General features: G+C 33.6%; 15 protein-coding genes and 2 tRNA genes. 12 read left to right on the forward strand and 5 right to left on the reverse strand.

The window, feature by feature from the left end; genetic code table 11:
• Positions 1-76 precede the first annotated feature (76 nt).
• Together ACYSNM_RS04950 and ACYSNM_RS04955 are read right to left on the reverse strand one after the other, a co-directional pair.
• Positions 77-1588 (reverse strand): PspC domain-containing protein, encoded by a 1512-nt coding sequence (locus tag ACYSNM_RS04950; RefSeq protein ID WP_461755880.1) that lies wholly within the window; start codon positions 1586-1588, stop codon positions 77-79.
• Positions 1581-1922, reverse strand: a complete 342-nt coding sequence (locus ACYSNM_RS04955) for a PadR family transcriptional regulator (RefSeq protein WP_461753534.1) — start codon at positions 1920-1922, stop codon at positions 1581-1583. The genes ACYSNM_RS04950 and ACYSNM_RS04955 overlap by 8 nt, the downstream gene beginning before the upstream one ends.
• Before the next feature lie 149 nt (positions 1923-2071).
• On the opposite strand from ACYSNM_RS04955, the gene ACYSNM_RS04960 reads away from it, so the two are divergent.
• The 7 genes from ACYSNM_RS04960 to ACYSNM_RS04990 all read left to right on the forward strand — a co-directional run bounded on the left by ACYSNM_RS04960 (position 2072) and on the right by ACYSNM_RS04990 (position 8525).
• Positions 2072-2536: a DUF4442 domain-containing protein gene (locus ACYSNM_RS04960; protein ID WP_461755881.1), complete on the forward strand. Its 465-nt coding sequence runs from the start codon at positions 2072-2074 to the stop codon at positions 2534-2536.
• The gene (locus ACYSNM_RS04965; protein WP_461755882.1) at positions 2533-3441 is read left to right on the forward strand and encodes a TIGR01777 family oxidoreductase; all 909 of its coding nucleotides are present in this window, start codon (positions 2533-2535) and stop codon (positions 3439-3441) included. Before ACYSNM_RS04960 ends, ACYSNM_RS04965 begins: the two co-directional genes overlap by 4 nt.
• Positions 3442-3583: 142 nt before the next feature.
• Entirely contained in the window at positions 3584-4183 is a 600-nt protein-coding gene (locus ACYSNM_RS04970) for a nucleotide exchange factor GrpE (protein ID WP_461755883.1), read from the forward strand.
• 33 nt (positions 4184-4216) lie between these two features.
• Positions 4217-5353, forward strand: a complete 1137-nt coding sequence (dnaJ, locus tag ACYSNM_RS04975) for a molecular chaperone DnaJ (protein WP_461755884.1) — start codon at positions 4217-4219, stop codon at positions 5351-5353.
• Between the two features lie 186 nt (positions 5354-5539).
• Entirely contained in the window at positions 5540-6460 is a 921-nt protein-coding gene (locus ACYSNM_RS04980; protein ID WP_461755986.1) for an ABC transporter ATP-binding protein, read from the forward strand.
• A 3-nt stretch (positions 6461-6463) separates the two neighbouring features.
• Entirely contained in the window at positions 6464-7777 is a 1314-nt protein-coding gene (locus tag ACYSNM_RS04985; protein WP_461755885.1) for an ABC transporter permease, read from the forward strand.
• A gap of 94 nt (positions 7778-7871) precedes the next feature.
• Positions 7872-8525: a DEAD/DEAH box helicase gene (locus ACYSNM_RS04990; RefSeq protein WP_461755886.1), complete on the forward strand. Its 654-nt coding sequence runs from the start codon at positions 7872-7874 to the stop codon at positions 8523-8525.
• A 62-nt stretch (positions 8526-8587) separates the two neighbouring features.
• Here ACYSNM_RS04990 and ACYSNM_RS04995 read toward each other — a convergent pair whose 3' ends face one another.
• The gene (locus ACYSNM_RS04995) at positions 8588-8836 is read right to left on the reverse strand and encodes a hypothetical protein (protein ID WP_461755887.1); all 249 of its coding nucleotides are present in this window, start codon (positions 8834-8836) and stop codon (positions 8588-8590) included.
• 561 nt (positions 8837-9397) lie between these two features.
• Here ACYSNM_RS04995 and ACYSNM_RS05000 point away from each other — a divergent pair.
• From ACYSNM_RS05000 to ACYSNM_RS05020, 5 genes are all read left to right on the forward strand, one after another.
• Positions 9398-9967 (forward strand): hypothetical protein, encoded by a 570-nt coding sequence (locus ACYSNM_RS05000; RefSeq protein WP_461755888.1) that lies wholly within the window; start codon positions 9398-9400, stop codon positions 9965-9967.
• 87 nt (positions 9968-10054) lie between these two features.
• Entirely contained in the window at positions 10055-10864 is an 810-nt protein-coding gene (locus ACYSNM_RS05005; protein WP_461755889.1) for a hypothetical protein, read from the forward strand.
• Complete coding sequence (locus ACYSNM_RS05010; protein ID WP_461755890.1) at positions 10857-13532, forward strand: COG1470 family protein; 2676 nt, start codon at positions 10857-10859, stop codon at positions 13530-13532. Before ACYSNM_RS05005 ends, ACYSNM_RS05010 begins: the two co-directional genes overlap by 8 nt.
• A 3-nt stretch (positions 13533-13535) precedes the next feature.
• On the forward strand, positions 13536-14081 hold the full coding sequence (locus ACYSNM_RS05015) for a hypothetical protein (protein ID WP_461755891.1): 546 nt from the start codon (positions 13536-13538) through the stop codon (positions 14079-14081).
• A 4-nt stretch (positions 14082-14085) separates the two neighbouring features.
• Positions 14086-14646, forward strand: a complete 561-nt coding sequence (locus ACYSNM_RS05020) for a hypothetical protein (protein ID WP_461755892.1) — start codon at positions 14086-14088, stop codon at positions 14644-14646.
• Positions 14647-14820: 174 nt separating this feature from the next.
• Here ACYSNM_RS05020 and ACYSNM_RS05025 read toward each other — a convergent pair.
• Together ACYSNM_RS05025 and ACYSNM_RS05030 are read right to left on the reverse strand one after the other, a co-directional pair.
• Positions 14821-14894: transfer RNA gene (locus ACYSNM_RS05025), tRNA-Met, on the reverse strand.
• A 282-nt stretch (positions 14895-15176) separates the two neighbouring features.
• Positions 15177-15250 (reverse strand) — tRNA-Met (locus ACYSNM_RS05030).
• Positions 15251-15343: the final 93 nt, after the last annotated feature.

Genomic DNA, 15343 nt, shown 5'->3' on the forward strand with positions numbered 1-15343 from the left:
AAAACAAATTAAAAGCCGCTTTACTAATTCCTTAATGGGAAAGTAAAGCGGCTTTTTTAATTGACTTGCTTTTTACTTAGTTAATAGCAATAAGTTCATTGTCTTTATTTAAGGTATATCTCTTACCTATTTTGGCATCAGGCAATCCAAGGGCATTAGAAAGTTCTTGTGTCATCTGCACCGTTTTGTCCTGTGGTAGGTAAAGGGTATAATCTAAGATGATATCCTCTCGATCTACTGTGGGTAGAATATCCTTGAAGGCCGATGCTGCTAAAAATAAGGTATCTCCATTTTGCTTGATTACTTTCCAGTCTTTTTGCCAAAGTGAGCTTTTGAAGGCATCTCTTTTTTGCTTCACAATTGCTTTGATATAGATTTGGTCTTGCATAGTTGGACTAATGGAAATAGTAAAACTTTGCAATGGATTTTGTTCTATGGAAGTAGAATCTTCTAAAAAAGAAGGACTCTTAAAGCCAATTATAACATGGTCTGTGTTTGGTAATTCTTGGGTGTAGAAATTACTTTTTTGCTCCTGATTTGTTGTTATTCTATAGCCATAGCCAACTTGCATATTATTAATCCTATAGCTTTTACTATTTATTGTGAAATTAGTGATATTGGCTGCAAGGGGAAGAGAAAAGTAAAAAATACTACCTATCCATAATAGGAATAATAAAAGTATAGTCCAACCTACATATTTTAAATTACTATATATTAGTCGAAGACCTAAGATAAACAATCCAATAATTGGTAAAGCAAAGAAAAAGAAGACCCCAAGAGTAAGTTGATGCATAGATTCAGGCATCAAGCCAAGTTTTTGAGATAGAATTTGACTAGGAATAAAATCATCTTGTAAAAGGGCTAGGGATAGAACTAAAAGGATTGGGATAAACATTAAAGTACTGATTATAATAAAAACAATACCAAAAAATTTACTTAACCACTTACCCGAACTTTCTCCAACTCCTCTAACTCTTTCTTTTATAGGGTCCATATCTAAAGAATCCATTTTTTTTTGGAATTCATCCATGTTTTTCTTCACACTGTTTTGTATAGTGTCAATATTGATGGGTTGACCTTCCATTTGTAGAATTTGAGCTGTAGTTCTAGCTGGTGGAATAATAATCCACAAGATGAAATACAAAAGAACACCAGTTCCAAAAAATAAAACTAGCACCACAAATATAATACGCAGCCATACTGGATCAATTTGGAAATAATGTCCAAGTCCACTTAGTACCCCACCAAATACTTTGTTTTGAGTATCTCTATATAGTCTTCTAGGTGCAGTATAGGTATAATCCTGAGATTGTTCCTTTGGTTCATCTTCTAAGGAGTAATCTCCAGGATTTCCCATTATTTGAATAACCTTTTCTACTTCTTTTAAAGTAATAACTTGATTGCTAGGGGTTAGAAAATCAAAAAATAATTCAGCCACCCTAATTTCAATATCGTGTATAATCTCATCTCTTTCTTCTAAAGGAAAAGTGGATTTTATTGCTTTTAGATAATCATCTAACTTTATATAAGCGTTTTCTTCTATATGAAATACACTTCCTGCAATATTTATGGTTAGCGTTTTATTCATTGGAATTAGTTTTAGAGGTTATTTTTTCAACTGCCATGGATAATTCATTCCAGGTCTTAGCTAATTCACCTAAGAATAATTCTCCTCTTTGCGTTAATTTATAATACTTACGCGGTGGTCCTGAAATAGATTCTTCCCATCTATACGATAAGTAATCATCGTTTTTTAATCTAGTTAATAGAGGATAAACAGTTCCTTCTACTACCACGAGTTTTACGGCTTTTAATTCATCGAGAATCTCTGAGGTATAGCAATCTTTATCCTGTAAAATACTTAAGATACAGAACTCTAATATGCCCTTTCTCATCTGAGCCTTAGTGTTTTCAATATTCATTTGTACTAGATTTATTGTGTAATGCAAATATATAGCTAAAAGAAGGTACTTTGTATTGCATAGTACTCAATATTAACATAATTTTAACCAATATAGATTGGTATGCTATCTTTGATTTTTATTGTATATTTAGTAAAAATACTCGTATTATGAACTTTACTGTCCCAAATGTTAATCGTTTTTTATTTTTCAAGTTACCATCGGCTTATTGGTCTGGGGTACGACTTCGTTTTCTATCTAATGAAAATGCCACTACTAGTGTTCGCTTTAAATGGTTTAATCAAAATCCCTTTAAATCCATGTATTTTGCGGTACAAGCCATGGCAGCAGAATTGTCTACTGGAGTTTTAGTTATGCAAAAGATCCAACAAAGTGATCATAAAATATCTATGTTGGTTTTAAGTAATAAAAGTTCCTTTACCAAAAAGGCTGTAGGTGTAATTACCTTTAAGTGCAACGATGGCTTAAAAGTAGATAAGGCTATTAAACAAGCTATAGAAAGCCAAGAGGCAGTAACCTTTTGGATGCAAAGTATAGGTAGAGATCAAAGTGGGGAACAGGTTAGTCAAATGGAATTTGAATGGACCGTTAAAGTAAAACCAAAGAGAATATGATGGTTTTAATTACTGGAGCTACTGGTTTAATTGGCAAGGCTTTAGTACAGAGTTTATTAGACTTGGATTATAAGGTTAATTATCTAACCACCGATGCCAATAAAGTTAGTGGGGTTTTTACCGATGCCATAGGATACCTTTGGAATCCATATAAGGGTGAAATTGACCTGAAGGCTTTAGATCAAGTAGAAGTAATAATCCATCTTAGTGGTAGTAATATTGCAGGTCCCTGGTCTAAAAGAGGAAAGAAACATATTATGGACTCTAGGGTGATTCCCGGTGAGTTCTTACAAAAGACCTTGGATAGTGTACCCAATAAGGTAAGGCAAGTTATTTGTGCTTCTGCCATTGGAATATATCCAGATACTAAAGATTGGCAAACGGAGGTAACCCAAATCTATGGCCAAGATTTTCTAGCTGAGGTTGTTCAAAAATGGGAAGAGCAAAATTGGAAATTTCAAAAGGATAATAGGATAGTAACTATTTTGCGAATAGGACTTTTTCTAGATAAAAAGGGTGGGGCTCTGCCCAAGATGGCCCAGCCAATCAAAATGGGCGCAGGTGCAATTCTAGGTAGTGGTAACCAAGAGTATAGTTGGATACATCACCAAGATTTAATTCGTCTGTTTATTTTTGTACTTGAGCACAATTGCCAGGGAGTGTATAATGCAGTGTCTCCAAATGTGGTGACAAATATGCAGTTCACTCGCACTTTGGCAGAAGTTCTAAAAAGGCCATTATTGCCTTTTAAAATACCAGCATTTGCAATAAAGCTATTATTGAAACAAAAGTCCATTTTAGTTTTACAAGGCCAAAAGGTAAGTTGCCAAAAGGTTTTAGAGAGTGGATTTGAATTTAAGTATCCTGACTTAAAAATGGCTTTAGAGCAAATATATTACAAGTAATTACCAGTTTTGTCTGTTTTTTTATGCCAAAATTAGAATTAATCCGATACTTTAAAGTGTCATTATGACAGCGCACCTACCTTGGCAAAGGATTTGCTATTAAACAAAGTGATGAAACTTTTAAAATAATTATTCTATAGATATGGATTCTAAAAAAGATATACACACAGAGCAAGATGCTTCTACGAACAATTCTCAAGAGGTGAATAATCAAGAAGTGAATAACCAAGAAGTTAATCCTCAAGAGGAAAATACTGCAACACAAGAAGCAGAAATTGCACAAGAAACAGAATTAACTCCTGAAGAGCAATTAACTGCGAAGTTGACAGAGGAAAAGGATAGATACTTACGTTTGTTTGCTGAGTTTGAAAACTTCAAAAGAAGAACTTCAAAAGAGCGTATTGAGTTATTTAAAACGGCAGGACAAGATGTTATTCAAACCCTATTACCAGTTTTAGATGATTTCGATCGTGCTATTGTTGAGCTTGAAAAAGAAGGAGATAGTGAGCATTTAACTGGTGTTAAATTAATTTCTACTAAACTTAAAGATACTTTATCTACTAAAGGTCTTGAAGAAGTGGAAATTAAAAGTGGAGACGTATTCAATGTAGATATTGCTGAGGCAGTTACACAAATTCCAGCAGGGGATGAGTTAAAAGGAAAAGTTGTGGATGTAATTGAAAGAGGATACAAATTAGGTGATAAGATTATTCGTTTCCCTAAAGTAGTAATTGGACAATAGTTTTCGAAGAAAATAAATTAATAGATCTACAAGATGAAAAAGGATTATTACGAGATACTTGGTGTTGATAAAAGTGCTGATGCGGGAGCTATTAAAAAAGCTTATCGAAAAAAAGCAATTCAATTCCACCCTGATAAGAACCCAGGAGATAAAGAAGCAGAAGAAAAATTCAAAGAAGCAGCTGAAGCCTATGAGGTTTTAAGTGATGCAGATAAAAAAGCTAAGTACGACCAATACGGACATGCTGCTTTCGATGGAAGTGGTGGTTTTGGAGGATTCGGCGGACAAGGCGGACACATGAACATGGACGATATATTCTCTCAATTTGGGGATATTTTCGGAAGTGCTTTCGGTGGTGGAGGCTTCGGTGGTTTTGGTGGACAAAGCCAAGGAAAAAGAGCCGTTAAAGGAACTAGTCTTCGTATAAAAGTAAAATTAACTTTAGAAGACATTGCAACGGGAGTTGAGAAAAAAATAAAGGTAAAACGCAAGGTGCAAGCACCAGGAGTTACCTATAAAACTTGTCCTACTTGTAATGGTACAGGACAAGTGGTAAAAGTAATGAATACTATGCTTGGTAGAATGCAAACAGCTGCTACATGTGATACATGTGGTGGAAGCGGTTCTGTAATCGACCATAAACCTCAAGGAGCTGATAAAGAAGGTATGATTCTTCAAGAAGAAACCGTATCAATCAAAATCCCTGCAGGTGTAGCAGATGGTATGCAATTAAAAGTAAGTGGTAAAGGTAACGAAGCGCCAAGTAAGAACAGTGTACCAGGAGATTTATTGGTTGTAATTGAAGAATTAGACCATGATACTCTAAAAAGAGAAGGAGAAAATATTCACCTTGATCTTTATATTAGTTTTGCTGAAGCAGCTTTAGGAGGATCTAAAGAGATAGAGACAGTTACTGGAAAAGTACGTATTAAATTAGAGGAAGGAATTCAATCTGGAAAAATTTTACGTCTTAAAGGTAAAGGAATTCCAAGCCTAAACGGATATGGAACAGGAGATCTTTTAGTACATGTTAATGTATGGACTCCTAAGAAGTTAACTAAAGAGCAACGTGAGTTCTTCCAAAAGAATTTAGAGGATGCCAACTTCAAACCAGCTCCGTCAAAAAGTGACAAATCTTTTTTTGAAAAAGTAAAAGAAATGTTTTCTTAATTGGAAAATTAGTCCTACTTTTGGCCTACACTTATTAAACAGTGGATTTTCTTTTTCATAGCAATTTTTCCCAACCTTATTTTTAATAAGGTTGGGTTTTTTTATGGCTATTGTGAAAGCTGTAAAAATGTTCTATTTTTGATAGAATTATTCAACTTTATCAATAAATTAATTCGTTATTTATTTATGCAACCCATATTAGAAGTAAAAGACGTTGTTAAAAAATATGCCGATAAAACAGCTTTAGATCATGTATCCTTAACTGTTCCAAAAGGCAGCATTTATGGTTTGCTAGGGCCTAATGGTGCAGGGAAAACTTCCCTTATTCGTATTATAAATCAAATTACATATCCCGATAGTGGCCAGATTATTTTAGATGGTCAAGCTCTTAGTCCTTTTCATATTAAGGATATTGGTTATATGCCTGAAGAAAGAGGGTTATATAAGAGTATGAAAGTAGGGGAGCAGGCCATGTACTTAGCCCAACTAAAGGGAATGAGTAAACAGGATGCTAAAAAGCAATTAACCTATTGGTTTGATAAATTGGAAATCGGACACTGGTGGGATAAAAAAATACAAGAGTTATCTAAAGGGATGGCTCAAAAGATACAGTTCGTAGTAACGGTATTACACGATCCTAAACTACTTATTTTAGATGAGCCTTTTTCAGGTTTTGACCCAGTGAATGCCAATCTTATTAAAGATGAAATTATTGAGTTAAAGAAAAAAGGAACTACTATTATATTCTCTACTCACCGTATGGAAAGTGTAGAGGAGATGTGTGATGACATTGCACTTATCAACAATAGTCATAAACTAATAGAAGGGAAATTAGTAGAGGTGAAAAAGCAATTTAGAACTAACCTTTATCAAGTAGGGCTTTTAACCAAGGATGTTCAAAAAGTAATGCTTGCTTTAAGTCAAGAGTACAACATTGAACCAACTAGCTTTAAAACATTAAACCAAGAATTACAGTTATTAGTAGATTTAAAAGGAAAACTACCTAATGATTTATTGGCTTTATTATTTGAGCATGGACAAGTAACCCACTTCCAAGAACAATTACCGAGTGTAAATGATATTTTTATCCAAAGTGTAAGTAAATAGTTTATGAGCGTTTTATCCTTAATTATAAAAAGAGAATTTATTGCCAAGGTGCGCAATAAAGCTTTTATCGTGATGACCTTTTTGGGTCCTGTATTTTTTATTTTGCTTTCGGGTCTTATTGCTTATTTAAGTAGTATGAATGCAAATGTCAAACAAATTGCCATTTATGATCCAAGCGGTATATTTATAGAGGAATTTGAAAGTAATAAAGAATATAATTATTCTGATGTGTCCTTGATAGATGTGGATATTTTAAAAGAAAATGTACAACAAGAAAAGTACGATGGTCTTTTATATATCCCTTTACAAGATTCCATTGCTAATTACCAAAATACTATTGCCTATATTTCTAATGATAGCCCTAGTTTAAGCTTTGTAAGTAAAGTGGAGTTACTTTTAAACAACAAAATAACCCATATTAACTTAGAGAATAGCGGTTTAGATATACAGAAAATAGATGCTGCAAAGGCGGATGTGAATCTGATTTTGCAAAAAAGCTCTGGTGAGCAAACCATTAAAGGTTTAAATGAAATCAAAGTGATTATAGGTGGGCTTTTTGGCTACTTTATCATGATGTTTATTATCATTTACGGAAATATGGTAATGCGCTCGGTTATTGAAGAGAAAACCAATCGTATTATAGAAATTATTATTTCTTCTGTGAAACCATTCCAATTGATGATGGGGAAAATTGTAGGTACTTCTTTAGCGGGTATATTACAATTTGCTATATGGGGAGTGTTAGCTGTTGGTTTTACTTTTTTAGCTAGTGCTTTATTTGGAATCAATACCATGGGGTCTACCCAAACAATAGGGGATTTGCAAGATGTAGGACAAGGGGTAAACCCAGCTTTAGCCTTAGAATTGCAAAGTTATATCAGTGAAATACTATCTCTGCCTTTATTCTCATTGGCCTTTTATTTTATACTATATTTCATAGGAGGCTACTTCCTTTATAGCTCTTTATATGCAGCAATTGGGGCGGCAGTAGATAATGAAACAGATTCTCAGCAATTTTTATTGCCTATTTTATTACCTTTGATGCTTGGGGTGTATATCGGCTTTTTTACCGTAATGAATGACCCTCATGGAAGTGTTGCTACTATATTTTCAATGATTCCTTTTACCTCACCAATTGTAATGCTAATGCGTATACCATTTGGTGTGCCTGTTTGGCAAGTAATTTTGTCCTTAGCTATTTTGTTTGGTACATTCTTACTAGTGGTTTGGATGGCGGCAAAGATTTACCGCATTGGAATCTTAATGTATGGAAAGAAACCTTCTTGGAAACAATTGTATAAATGGTTACGCCACTAAGGAAATACATGAATCTGTAAAAGATTAATTCCTTATTTTGTAAGTAGAGTGCAAAGGTATTTGCTTCTAAAGAAATGGCTTAAAATAATAGAGTATGAAATTAAAAAAAATAAACCAGCAGTTAATGGAAAACTTAGCAAATCAAGGATTTACTGAGCCAACATTAATGCAAAAGAAAACTTTTGGTAGAATTAAAAGTGGGCAAGACTTTGTTATTTATGCTCCTTCTGACCAAGGTAAAACAATGGCTTTAGCTATTGCGGCTTTACAATGTACCGAAGAGCCAGTACATGATATGTTATCTACTCGTGTTTTAATTGTAGTAAAAGACAGAGCTGAGGTACAACATTTACTAGACGAATTTGAGCGTTTTAGCTATAGAATGGATGTTTCTGTTTATGGTGTGCATGATCACTCGGATTTAGATGAAGATAAAAACCAATTGTCTTTAGGTAATGATATCCTAATTGGTACAGCAAACCGTTTGAATGAAATGTTCTCTTCAGCAGGTTTTGATGTAAATCGATTAAAGATGTATATCATTGATGATTTAGATGTTCAATTAAGAAATCGTCTTGAGCCACGTTTGTTCCGCTTATCAGAAAGTATTGGTAAAACACAACGTGTTTACTTTACAACAACAGATACAGAAAATCTTGAATACTTTGTAGATAAAACAATGAGTGAAGATGTAGAGTTCTTAGACTTCTATCCAGAGGAGGAAGAAGAGCAAGAATTAGATCAATAAGAAATAGAATATATACTATTATAATATAAAAGGTAGCCTACTAATATAGTAAGCTACCTTTTTTAGTTTAAAGCCATTAAAAGCCCTACAATGATATACATAATAAGAATGGATATAAAAGTAGCTGTTCTTTTTTGTAATGCGATTTTAAAGGGGATTTTACGAACCATTGTATCTCTTATGAAGCGGATAAATACAATTAAAAAAGCCACTAAAAAGCAGTATTGCACAATAGTTTCTAAAGACTCTATACTACCTAAAGGAGTATTTTGTGCGATAGAGGAGCTTAAAGATAAAAATGGTATAGACATGCCTTTGGGTTAGTTTTGATTTTTGTTGTATTAAAGTTATTAAATATAAATGGTTTATTCAAAACCAAGTTAACGCAAAGTAAGATACTTTTTGTTTTTATAATTGCAGTAGCTGCTTTTGCTGTATTGCTTTACTATGGAAGTGTTTTGTGTTTTAAAGAGCTGTGCGGCTTTCTAAATTATATATACCAACCTTCTATCGGATTTAATAAAATAGGTTTTATACTCCTCTTTCTTATAAAAAAGATTAGTCTGGAAGTATTTGTAAGAATAGATTGCCTAATAATAGCTATTAGCTTAAGGTTTAATGCAATAGATGGAGATTTTTTTAGAAATAGCTGATTAGGGAAAAATGGCCTGTTTTACTGGGGTTGGCTTATGTATTTTATACCTAAAACTACTAAAAAGTAAGAATATAGTAATCGTATTGTTTTTTAATAGGTATAGGTGTATTTATTGCTTTAAAAATTAACTGATTTTATATTAATTTAACAAGATGTATGGTATTTTGTGATGCATATTCTTTATATCTTTGCTACTCACTTTATTAGAATAATATATATGAAAAAAATCGGATTATTAATTGCTCTTTTTTCTTTAGTAACTTTAAATAGTTTAATGGCTCAAGGTGGAGATACTAAGACAGCTAGTCATACTATTTCAGTAGGTATCCCTTCTGTTTCTTTAGTAGATATTGAAGGCGAAACAGGGGGAGGCATTACACTAGCTTTAACTGCACCTACAGAAGCCGGAGAAGCTTTAGGGAATTCTCTGGAAGATAAGGAGCTATGGCTTAACTATTCCTTCATTCCCACTGCAGCTGACAAACAAGCTACAATAACTGTATCTGCTACAGATATAAGTGCCGGTATGATTTTAACTGTTTCAGCTGGGATGGCTGCACAAGGTGCTGGAGGAGGAAAATTAGGTACAGCTGTTCCTACAGCGATTACTTTGGGTGGTATGGATTCTAGTGATATAATTACTGAAATAGGAGCTTCATATACAGGGAATGGACCTAGTAATGGGCATAACTTAACTTATTCTCTAAAGTATGATACTGATAATTATAGTCAATTAGTAGAAAGTGCGTCAACTGTGACTGTTACTTACACAATTAATGAGGAATAATTCTTAAATTACAATAACTTTAATAGTGTCTTCTTTACTAATAAGGGAGGCACTATTTTATTTTGGAATATATTTAAAGTACAATAAATGAATAAATTTGTCTATTACGTTTTAGCTTTACTGTTGTTTTTTGGGCCAAGCACAATGCTAGCGAGTATAATTGTAACCAATGGTCTTTCTCATGAGTTCAATGTGCTAGAAGGGGTTACCTATAAAGGGGTTATAGAGATACAAAATACAGCCTCTACTACTAAGAATGTTCGTATCTATCAACAGGATTATAGTTATAATTCTCAAGGTACTTCCTTTTATACCGATTTTGGTTCTAATCCTAGAAGTAATATGCCTTGGGTAAAAGTTAGTTCAGATTTAGTTGCAATAGGGCCACAGACAACTATACAGGTTGCTTATGAGATAAATGTTCCTTCAAATATTCCAGCAGGAAGTACTTGGAGTACTATTTTGGTAGAGCCAGCTTTGGAAATTGAACCAGAAGCCGTTCAAGGTGGTATTCAAGTGAGAAGTATTATGCGTTATAGTATTCAAATTATTACAAATAATAGTAAGAATATGGGACAAAATACCCTTGAATTTGAAGGCTTCTCTTTGCAAAAAGATCCAGAAAATCAAGATAGTATTTTGCAAGTAGCATTAGCAAATACAGGAGATGTGTTTGATACGGTGGAGGTTTCCGTAGAATTAATTGACAATAAAACAGGGGAGTCGGCAGGAACTTTTTATGGATCAAAAATTGGGTTATTGCCAGATAACTCCAAGAGTACTTCCGTTGTGTTAAGTGGTGTCCCTGCCTCTAGTTATTCCGCTGTAGTTTTAGCAAGTACAGATAATGAGGAAATTTTTGGGATAAATATAGAACTCGATACTGCCAATGAATAAAATAGTATTATTACTATTCTACTTTATTCCCATGGTTTTCTATGGACAAGAAATTTCTGTTGAATTATTAAATGATTCTACTTTATTAGAACCTGGGAAAGCGCAAACGTTGGTCTTTAGAATCACCAACAGCACTTCTATGCCTTATAGTGTAATTCCTTCTTTGGTATTGCCAAAAGAATGGGGGCTTATTACAAAATCTACCCAAATGGAAATTAAAGGTGGGCAGGCTCAACTTTATATTACGACTCTATATCTTCCTAGTCAAGTACAAGCTAAAGGACATACCATAGAGATTGTTTTAAAATCTCCTATTGGAGAGCTTGTTTTACAGAAAGAATTTCTAGTTAATGTAAAGAAGAAACCATCTATTGCTCTGCAATTAATTACTTCAGAGAATTACGTGAAATCAGGTGATACGATACGCAACAGTTATCTCTTAAAAAACAACGGAAACATTACGGAGCAAATACAGCTTGAACTATCCAATGGAGCCTTTTTAGAGCAAGATAGCATACAAGAGGTTTTACCAGGACAAAGTGTAGAGTTATCTGCTTATCAACTTACTAATCCTTTACAGGGACAAGTGTCAAGAAGCTGGATAAGATTAGGCGCGAAAAGCCTTCAAGATAGCTTACCGGTAGTATATGCAACTAATTCAATAGAGGTTATTCCTTTAATGCCTAGTGAGCTGGATGCTTATCACCGTGTACCTATTCGAATAGCTACCACTTTTTTAAGTAGTGAGCAACAAGGAAGATTTAAAAGTGCTCTTCAAGGGGAGCTTTATATCGAAGGAAGTTTAGATCCACAGCAAAAACGAAGAATACAAATTAAGGCTCTTGGGCCAAAAGCTGTTGGGCTACCCTCTTTTTCGCAGTACCCAGAATATTATGCCAACTATAAAACAGATGATTTTTATGCCCATGTAGGAGATAAAACTTTCTCTTCTTCAATCTTAACGGAATATGCCCGCTATGGAACAGGAGTTGAGGTAGAGAAAAAATTTATCGAAAAGATTTTAGTCAGGGGATTTTACAATAAACCAAGATATTTTACTGGAATAAAACAAGAGGTGAATATATATGGGCAGTATAATTGGAGTAATTCTAAAGAGGTTGGATTTGGATACTTACAAAAATTAGAGCATAAAGATGGCATCGTTAGTAATTTATACTACTTAAGAGCAAAAAGTAATTTATCTAAAAATATTAATCTTCAAGGGGAGTATTCTATTAGTGAGAGAGCCTCTTTAAAAGGCTGGGCCTATTATTTACAAGGTCAGGCTCAATTTACTAAATGGAACTTTTCCACCACTTATTTAAAAGCTTCTAAAGATTATGCAGGGTATTATACCAATACTTCTGTTCTTGTTTCTAATTTGTCGTACCGTATACTACCAAAGCTTCAATTCAATGTAAATTATCAAAAGGATGCCAAAAATCAGAAGCAAGATACTTTGTTTTACGCCGCTCCTTATAGAGAAATAACCAACGCATCTTTGCGTTATACCTATAAGCAAAATACCAATGTTACTTTGTATGTGGGAGAACAAATCTATGAAGATAGAATGCAGGTTAAGCAATTTGATTATAAAGAAAGGTTCTTACAATTGGATATACAAAGGCGCTTATTTGCTTTTAATATAGGAGTGCAAGGGAGATGGGGAGAAACTACCAACTACTTACTTGGAATAAAAGGAAATTCTTATAATTACTCTACCAATATTAGCTATCAATACAAAGGGGCTTATTTTAATGTATTTTCCAGCTATGGAGAGACTAGTCGATACTTGCAGGCAAGGACTGCTCAGTTTGTAATTGGAGCAAATGCAAATGTAGTTTTAAGTAATAGGTGGAATGCTAGATTTTTTTACCAAAACTACCATATAATAGAGGAGTATTTTCAAGATAGAAACCTTTTGGAATTGGGGGTTAATTACAGATTAAATACTATTTCTCAATTAGAGTTGATTTCTAGATACTCTATAGGGCAAGGGCAATTGATGGACAGGGAGTTGAATATGGCCTTACGTTATAGTGTAAATATACTAGCTCCTATAAAGAAAGTGGTAGATTATGGTACTTTAAAAGGAAGCGTGAGTCATGAAGATTTAAGTAAGGTAGAAGGAATTAGGATGTACTTAGGTCAAGATATTGCTATTGTGGATGCTAATGGAAATTTTGAATTTAAAAATATAGTTCCAAGTAGTTATTTTCTGCAAGTAGATAAAGAGTCCTTAGGAGTCAATGATATCACCAATATACCTTTTCCAATGCGACTTGATGTACATCCCAATGAAAATTTCATTAATTTTGAAATAACTAAGGCTTCCAGTGTAAAGGGAAGTTTTAGTATAGAAGATAAAGCTCTTTTGAATCAAGATATAAGTTTTATCGTAGAACTTAAAAACAAAGAGTATACTTTTCGAAAAATATGTTCTCTAGAGGATGGGTTTGACTTTAGTTATCTTCTTCCAGGGGAATGGGACTTAAAAGTCTATAAAAATACAATGAGTAATAAAGTGGATATAGATATGGATCACCAAAGTATTATTCTAGAACCAAACCAAACTTTAGATGTAGAAATAGGAGTCCGCTCTATAAAAAAGAAGGTACAGTATTTACAAAAATCTATGAAAGTAAGTTTTAATAAAGGAAAAAAGTAAACCATGGCAAAATCCACTTTGAAATATATTAGCGTTATTTTTTTCTTTTTTAGCCCTATGGTTATTTGGGGGCAAAATATTGCACAAAACCCCCTAAGTTTTACTCTGAATAGAGTAACCTTATTTGGTTTAGTACCTGAAAATTCTAATATAAAATTAAGCTTTAATCCAGCTTTAGAAGCTGGAAATGCTATAGTTTCTGGTACAGTAGATTCAAGTATTTGGATAAATTATAGTATTGCAGTTTCAAAAGAAGATCCGTTAAAAAATATAAGCGTATCATTGGATAGATTAATACCTGGAGTAGATATAATCTTGGAAGCTCAAAAGGCAAGTGGAGGTGCCAAAGGTGCCTTAGGAAGTCCTGTGTCTAATGTGGCGATAGGAATAACTCCTGTTGTTGTAATCACTGGAATAGGTGGGTCTTCTACAGGAATAAAAGTAAATAATGGCCATCGTTTAGATTATTCATTGAAGGTGAATGATTATTCTAAATTAGTTAAATCCACTAATGAAATAGTTACAGTAACCTATACTATAAGTAATTAAAATAATGAGGAAGTATATAATTTTTAAAATAGCTTTAAGTGGTTTATTAACTTTTTTATTTACCGAGCTCACTTATAGTCAGATCATAAATGGAGCTGGATCTCCTTGGAGCTTTTCTATACCTACTATAGTGACAGCAGGGGCAGACTATCCAAAAGAAATAGAGTCTACCAATTCAAACTTTATACTTTCAGGAGATGTTCCAGGTGGCCTTTTACAACTATTAAGTGGGAAAGCTATACAGATAAAAATGTCTTATAAATATACTGAGCCTTGGGATCCTAATTTTAAATTATTTGCTAAACGTACAGGAGGTAATAAGCCAACGTTTGTTGGTCTATGTCTAGTATGTTCTGCTAAATATGATTCTAACCAAAATTATATTGAAATCCCCAATGTAGGTGAAGCTACTTTATTTACCATAGAGTACAGCATACCTGTTGGGCTATTTCCAACTATTAAGTTTAGCGGTGTAAGCGTAGGAACTAAACTAGAAGGTATTTCTGTTGCTACACCAGTAGATAACTACGCTGCAACAGTATATTTTACTATAGAATCAAAATAATGTCAACTACTTTTTTGGAGGAAGCATAGGTATCTTTACTCCAAATTATACTACTAAGATGAAAGCTTATCAAACAGTTTTAAGAGGTGTAAACTTGATATAAGTTTCTTATTTACATGGAAAAATGAAGTAAAAAAAAAGACCTAAATCTTTTGATTTAAGTCTTTTTACTTGTAGCGAAGACGGGAGTTGAACCCGTGACCTCAGGGTTATGAATCCTGCGCTCTAACCGACTGAGCTACCTCGCCAAGGCATTGCAAAGACAGCTTATTGCTGTATTGCGAGTGCAAATATAGGGCTATTTGTAAGGTTTACAAATCTTTTTTAGAGTATTTTTCAATTAAAATCAATGTATCTATGTAAGTGGTTTTTTATGAGAGACTTACGGCAGGTGTTTTTTTAAAAATAGAAGGATCTTCTTGAAGGATAGAAAGAGTAGTTTTACAGCAAAGGGTAAAATATTTTTGCCTAGGTCTTTTATAGGTATAAAAAAAAAGACTCAAATCAAAAGATTTAAGTCTTTTTACTCGTAGCGAAGACGGGAGTTGAACCCGTGACCTCAGGGTTATGAATCCTGCGCTCTAACCGACTGAGCTACCTCGCCAAGGCATTGCAAAGACAGCTTATTGCTGTATTGCGAGTGCAAATATAAAGCTATTTGTAAGGTTTACAAATATTATTTCGAGTATTTTTTAAA

The sequence above is a fragment of the Myroides sp. LJL116 genome, assembly GCF_054871685.1.

What these genes read in the sequence shown, in the direction of transcription:
- ACYSNM_RS04965 (WP_461755882.1), top strand. Translation starts at nt 2,533, where the DNA reads ATGATGGTTTTAATTACTGGAGCTACTGGTTTAATTGGCAAGGCTTTA.
- ACYSNM_RS05000 (WP_461755888.1), top strand. Translation starts at nt 9,398, where the DNA reads ATGAAAAAAATCGGATTATTAATTGCTCTTTTTTCTTTAGTAACTTTA.
- ACYSNM_RS04955 (WP_461753534.1), bottom strand. Translation starts at nt 1,922, where the DNA reads ATGAATATTGAAAACACTAAGGCTCAGATGAGAAAGGGCATATTAGAG.
- dnaJ (WP_461755884.1), top strand. Translation starts at nt 4,217, where the DNA reads ATGAAAAAGGATTATTACGAGATACTTGGTGTTGATAAAAGTGCTGAT.
- ACYSNM_RS04980 (WP_461755986.1), top strand. Translation starts at nt 5,540, where the DNA reads ATGCAACCCATATTAGAAGTAAAAGACGTTGTTAAAAAATATGCCGAT.
- ACYSNM_RS04960 (WP_461755881.1), top strand. Translation starts at nt 2,072, where the DNA reads ATGAACTTTACTGTCCCAAATGTTAATCGTTTTTTATTTTTCAAGTTA.
- ACYSNM_RS04995 (WP_461755887.1), bottom strand. Translation starts at nt 8,836, where the DNA reads ATGTCTATACCATTTTTATCTTTAAGCTCCTCTATCGCACAAAATACT.
- ACYSNM_RS05015 (WP_461755891.1), top strand. Translation starts at nt 13,536, where the DNA reads ATGGCAAAATCCACTTTGAAATATATTAGCGTTATTTTTTTCTTTTTT.
- ACYSNM_RS05005 (WP_461755889.1), top strand. Translation starts at nt 10,055, where the DNA reads ATGAATAAATTTGTCTATTACGTTTTAGCTTTACTGTTGTTTTTTGGG.
- ACYSNM_RS04950 (WP_461755880.1), bottom strand. Translation starts at nt 1,588, where the DNA reads ATGAATAAAACGCTAACCATAAATATTGCAGGAAGTGTATTTCATATA.
- ACYSNM_RS04990 (WP_461755886.1), top strand. Translation starts at nt 7,872, where the DNA reads ATGAAATTAAAAAAAATAAACCAGCAGTTAATGGAAAACTTAGCAAAT.
- ACYSNM_RS05020 (WP_461755892.1), top strand. Translation starts at nt 14,086, where the DNA reads ATGAGGAAGTATATAATTTTTAAAATAGCTTTAAGTGGTTTATTAACT.
- ACYSNM_RS04970 (WP_461755883.1), top strand. Translation starts at nt 3,584, where the DNA reads ATGGATTCTAAAAAAGATATACACACAGAGCAAGATGCTTCTACGAAC.
- ACYSNM_RS05010 (WP_461755890.1), top strand. Translation starts at nt 10,857, where the DNA reads ATGAATAAAATAGTATTATTACTATTCTACTTTATTCCCATGGTTTTC.
- ACYSNM_RS04985 (WP_461755885.1), top strand. Translation starts at nt 6,464, where the DNA reads ATGAGCGTTTTATCCTTAATTATAAAAAGAGAATTTATTGCCAAGGTG.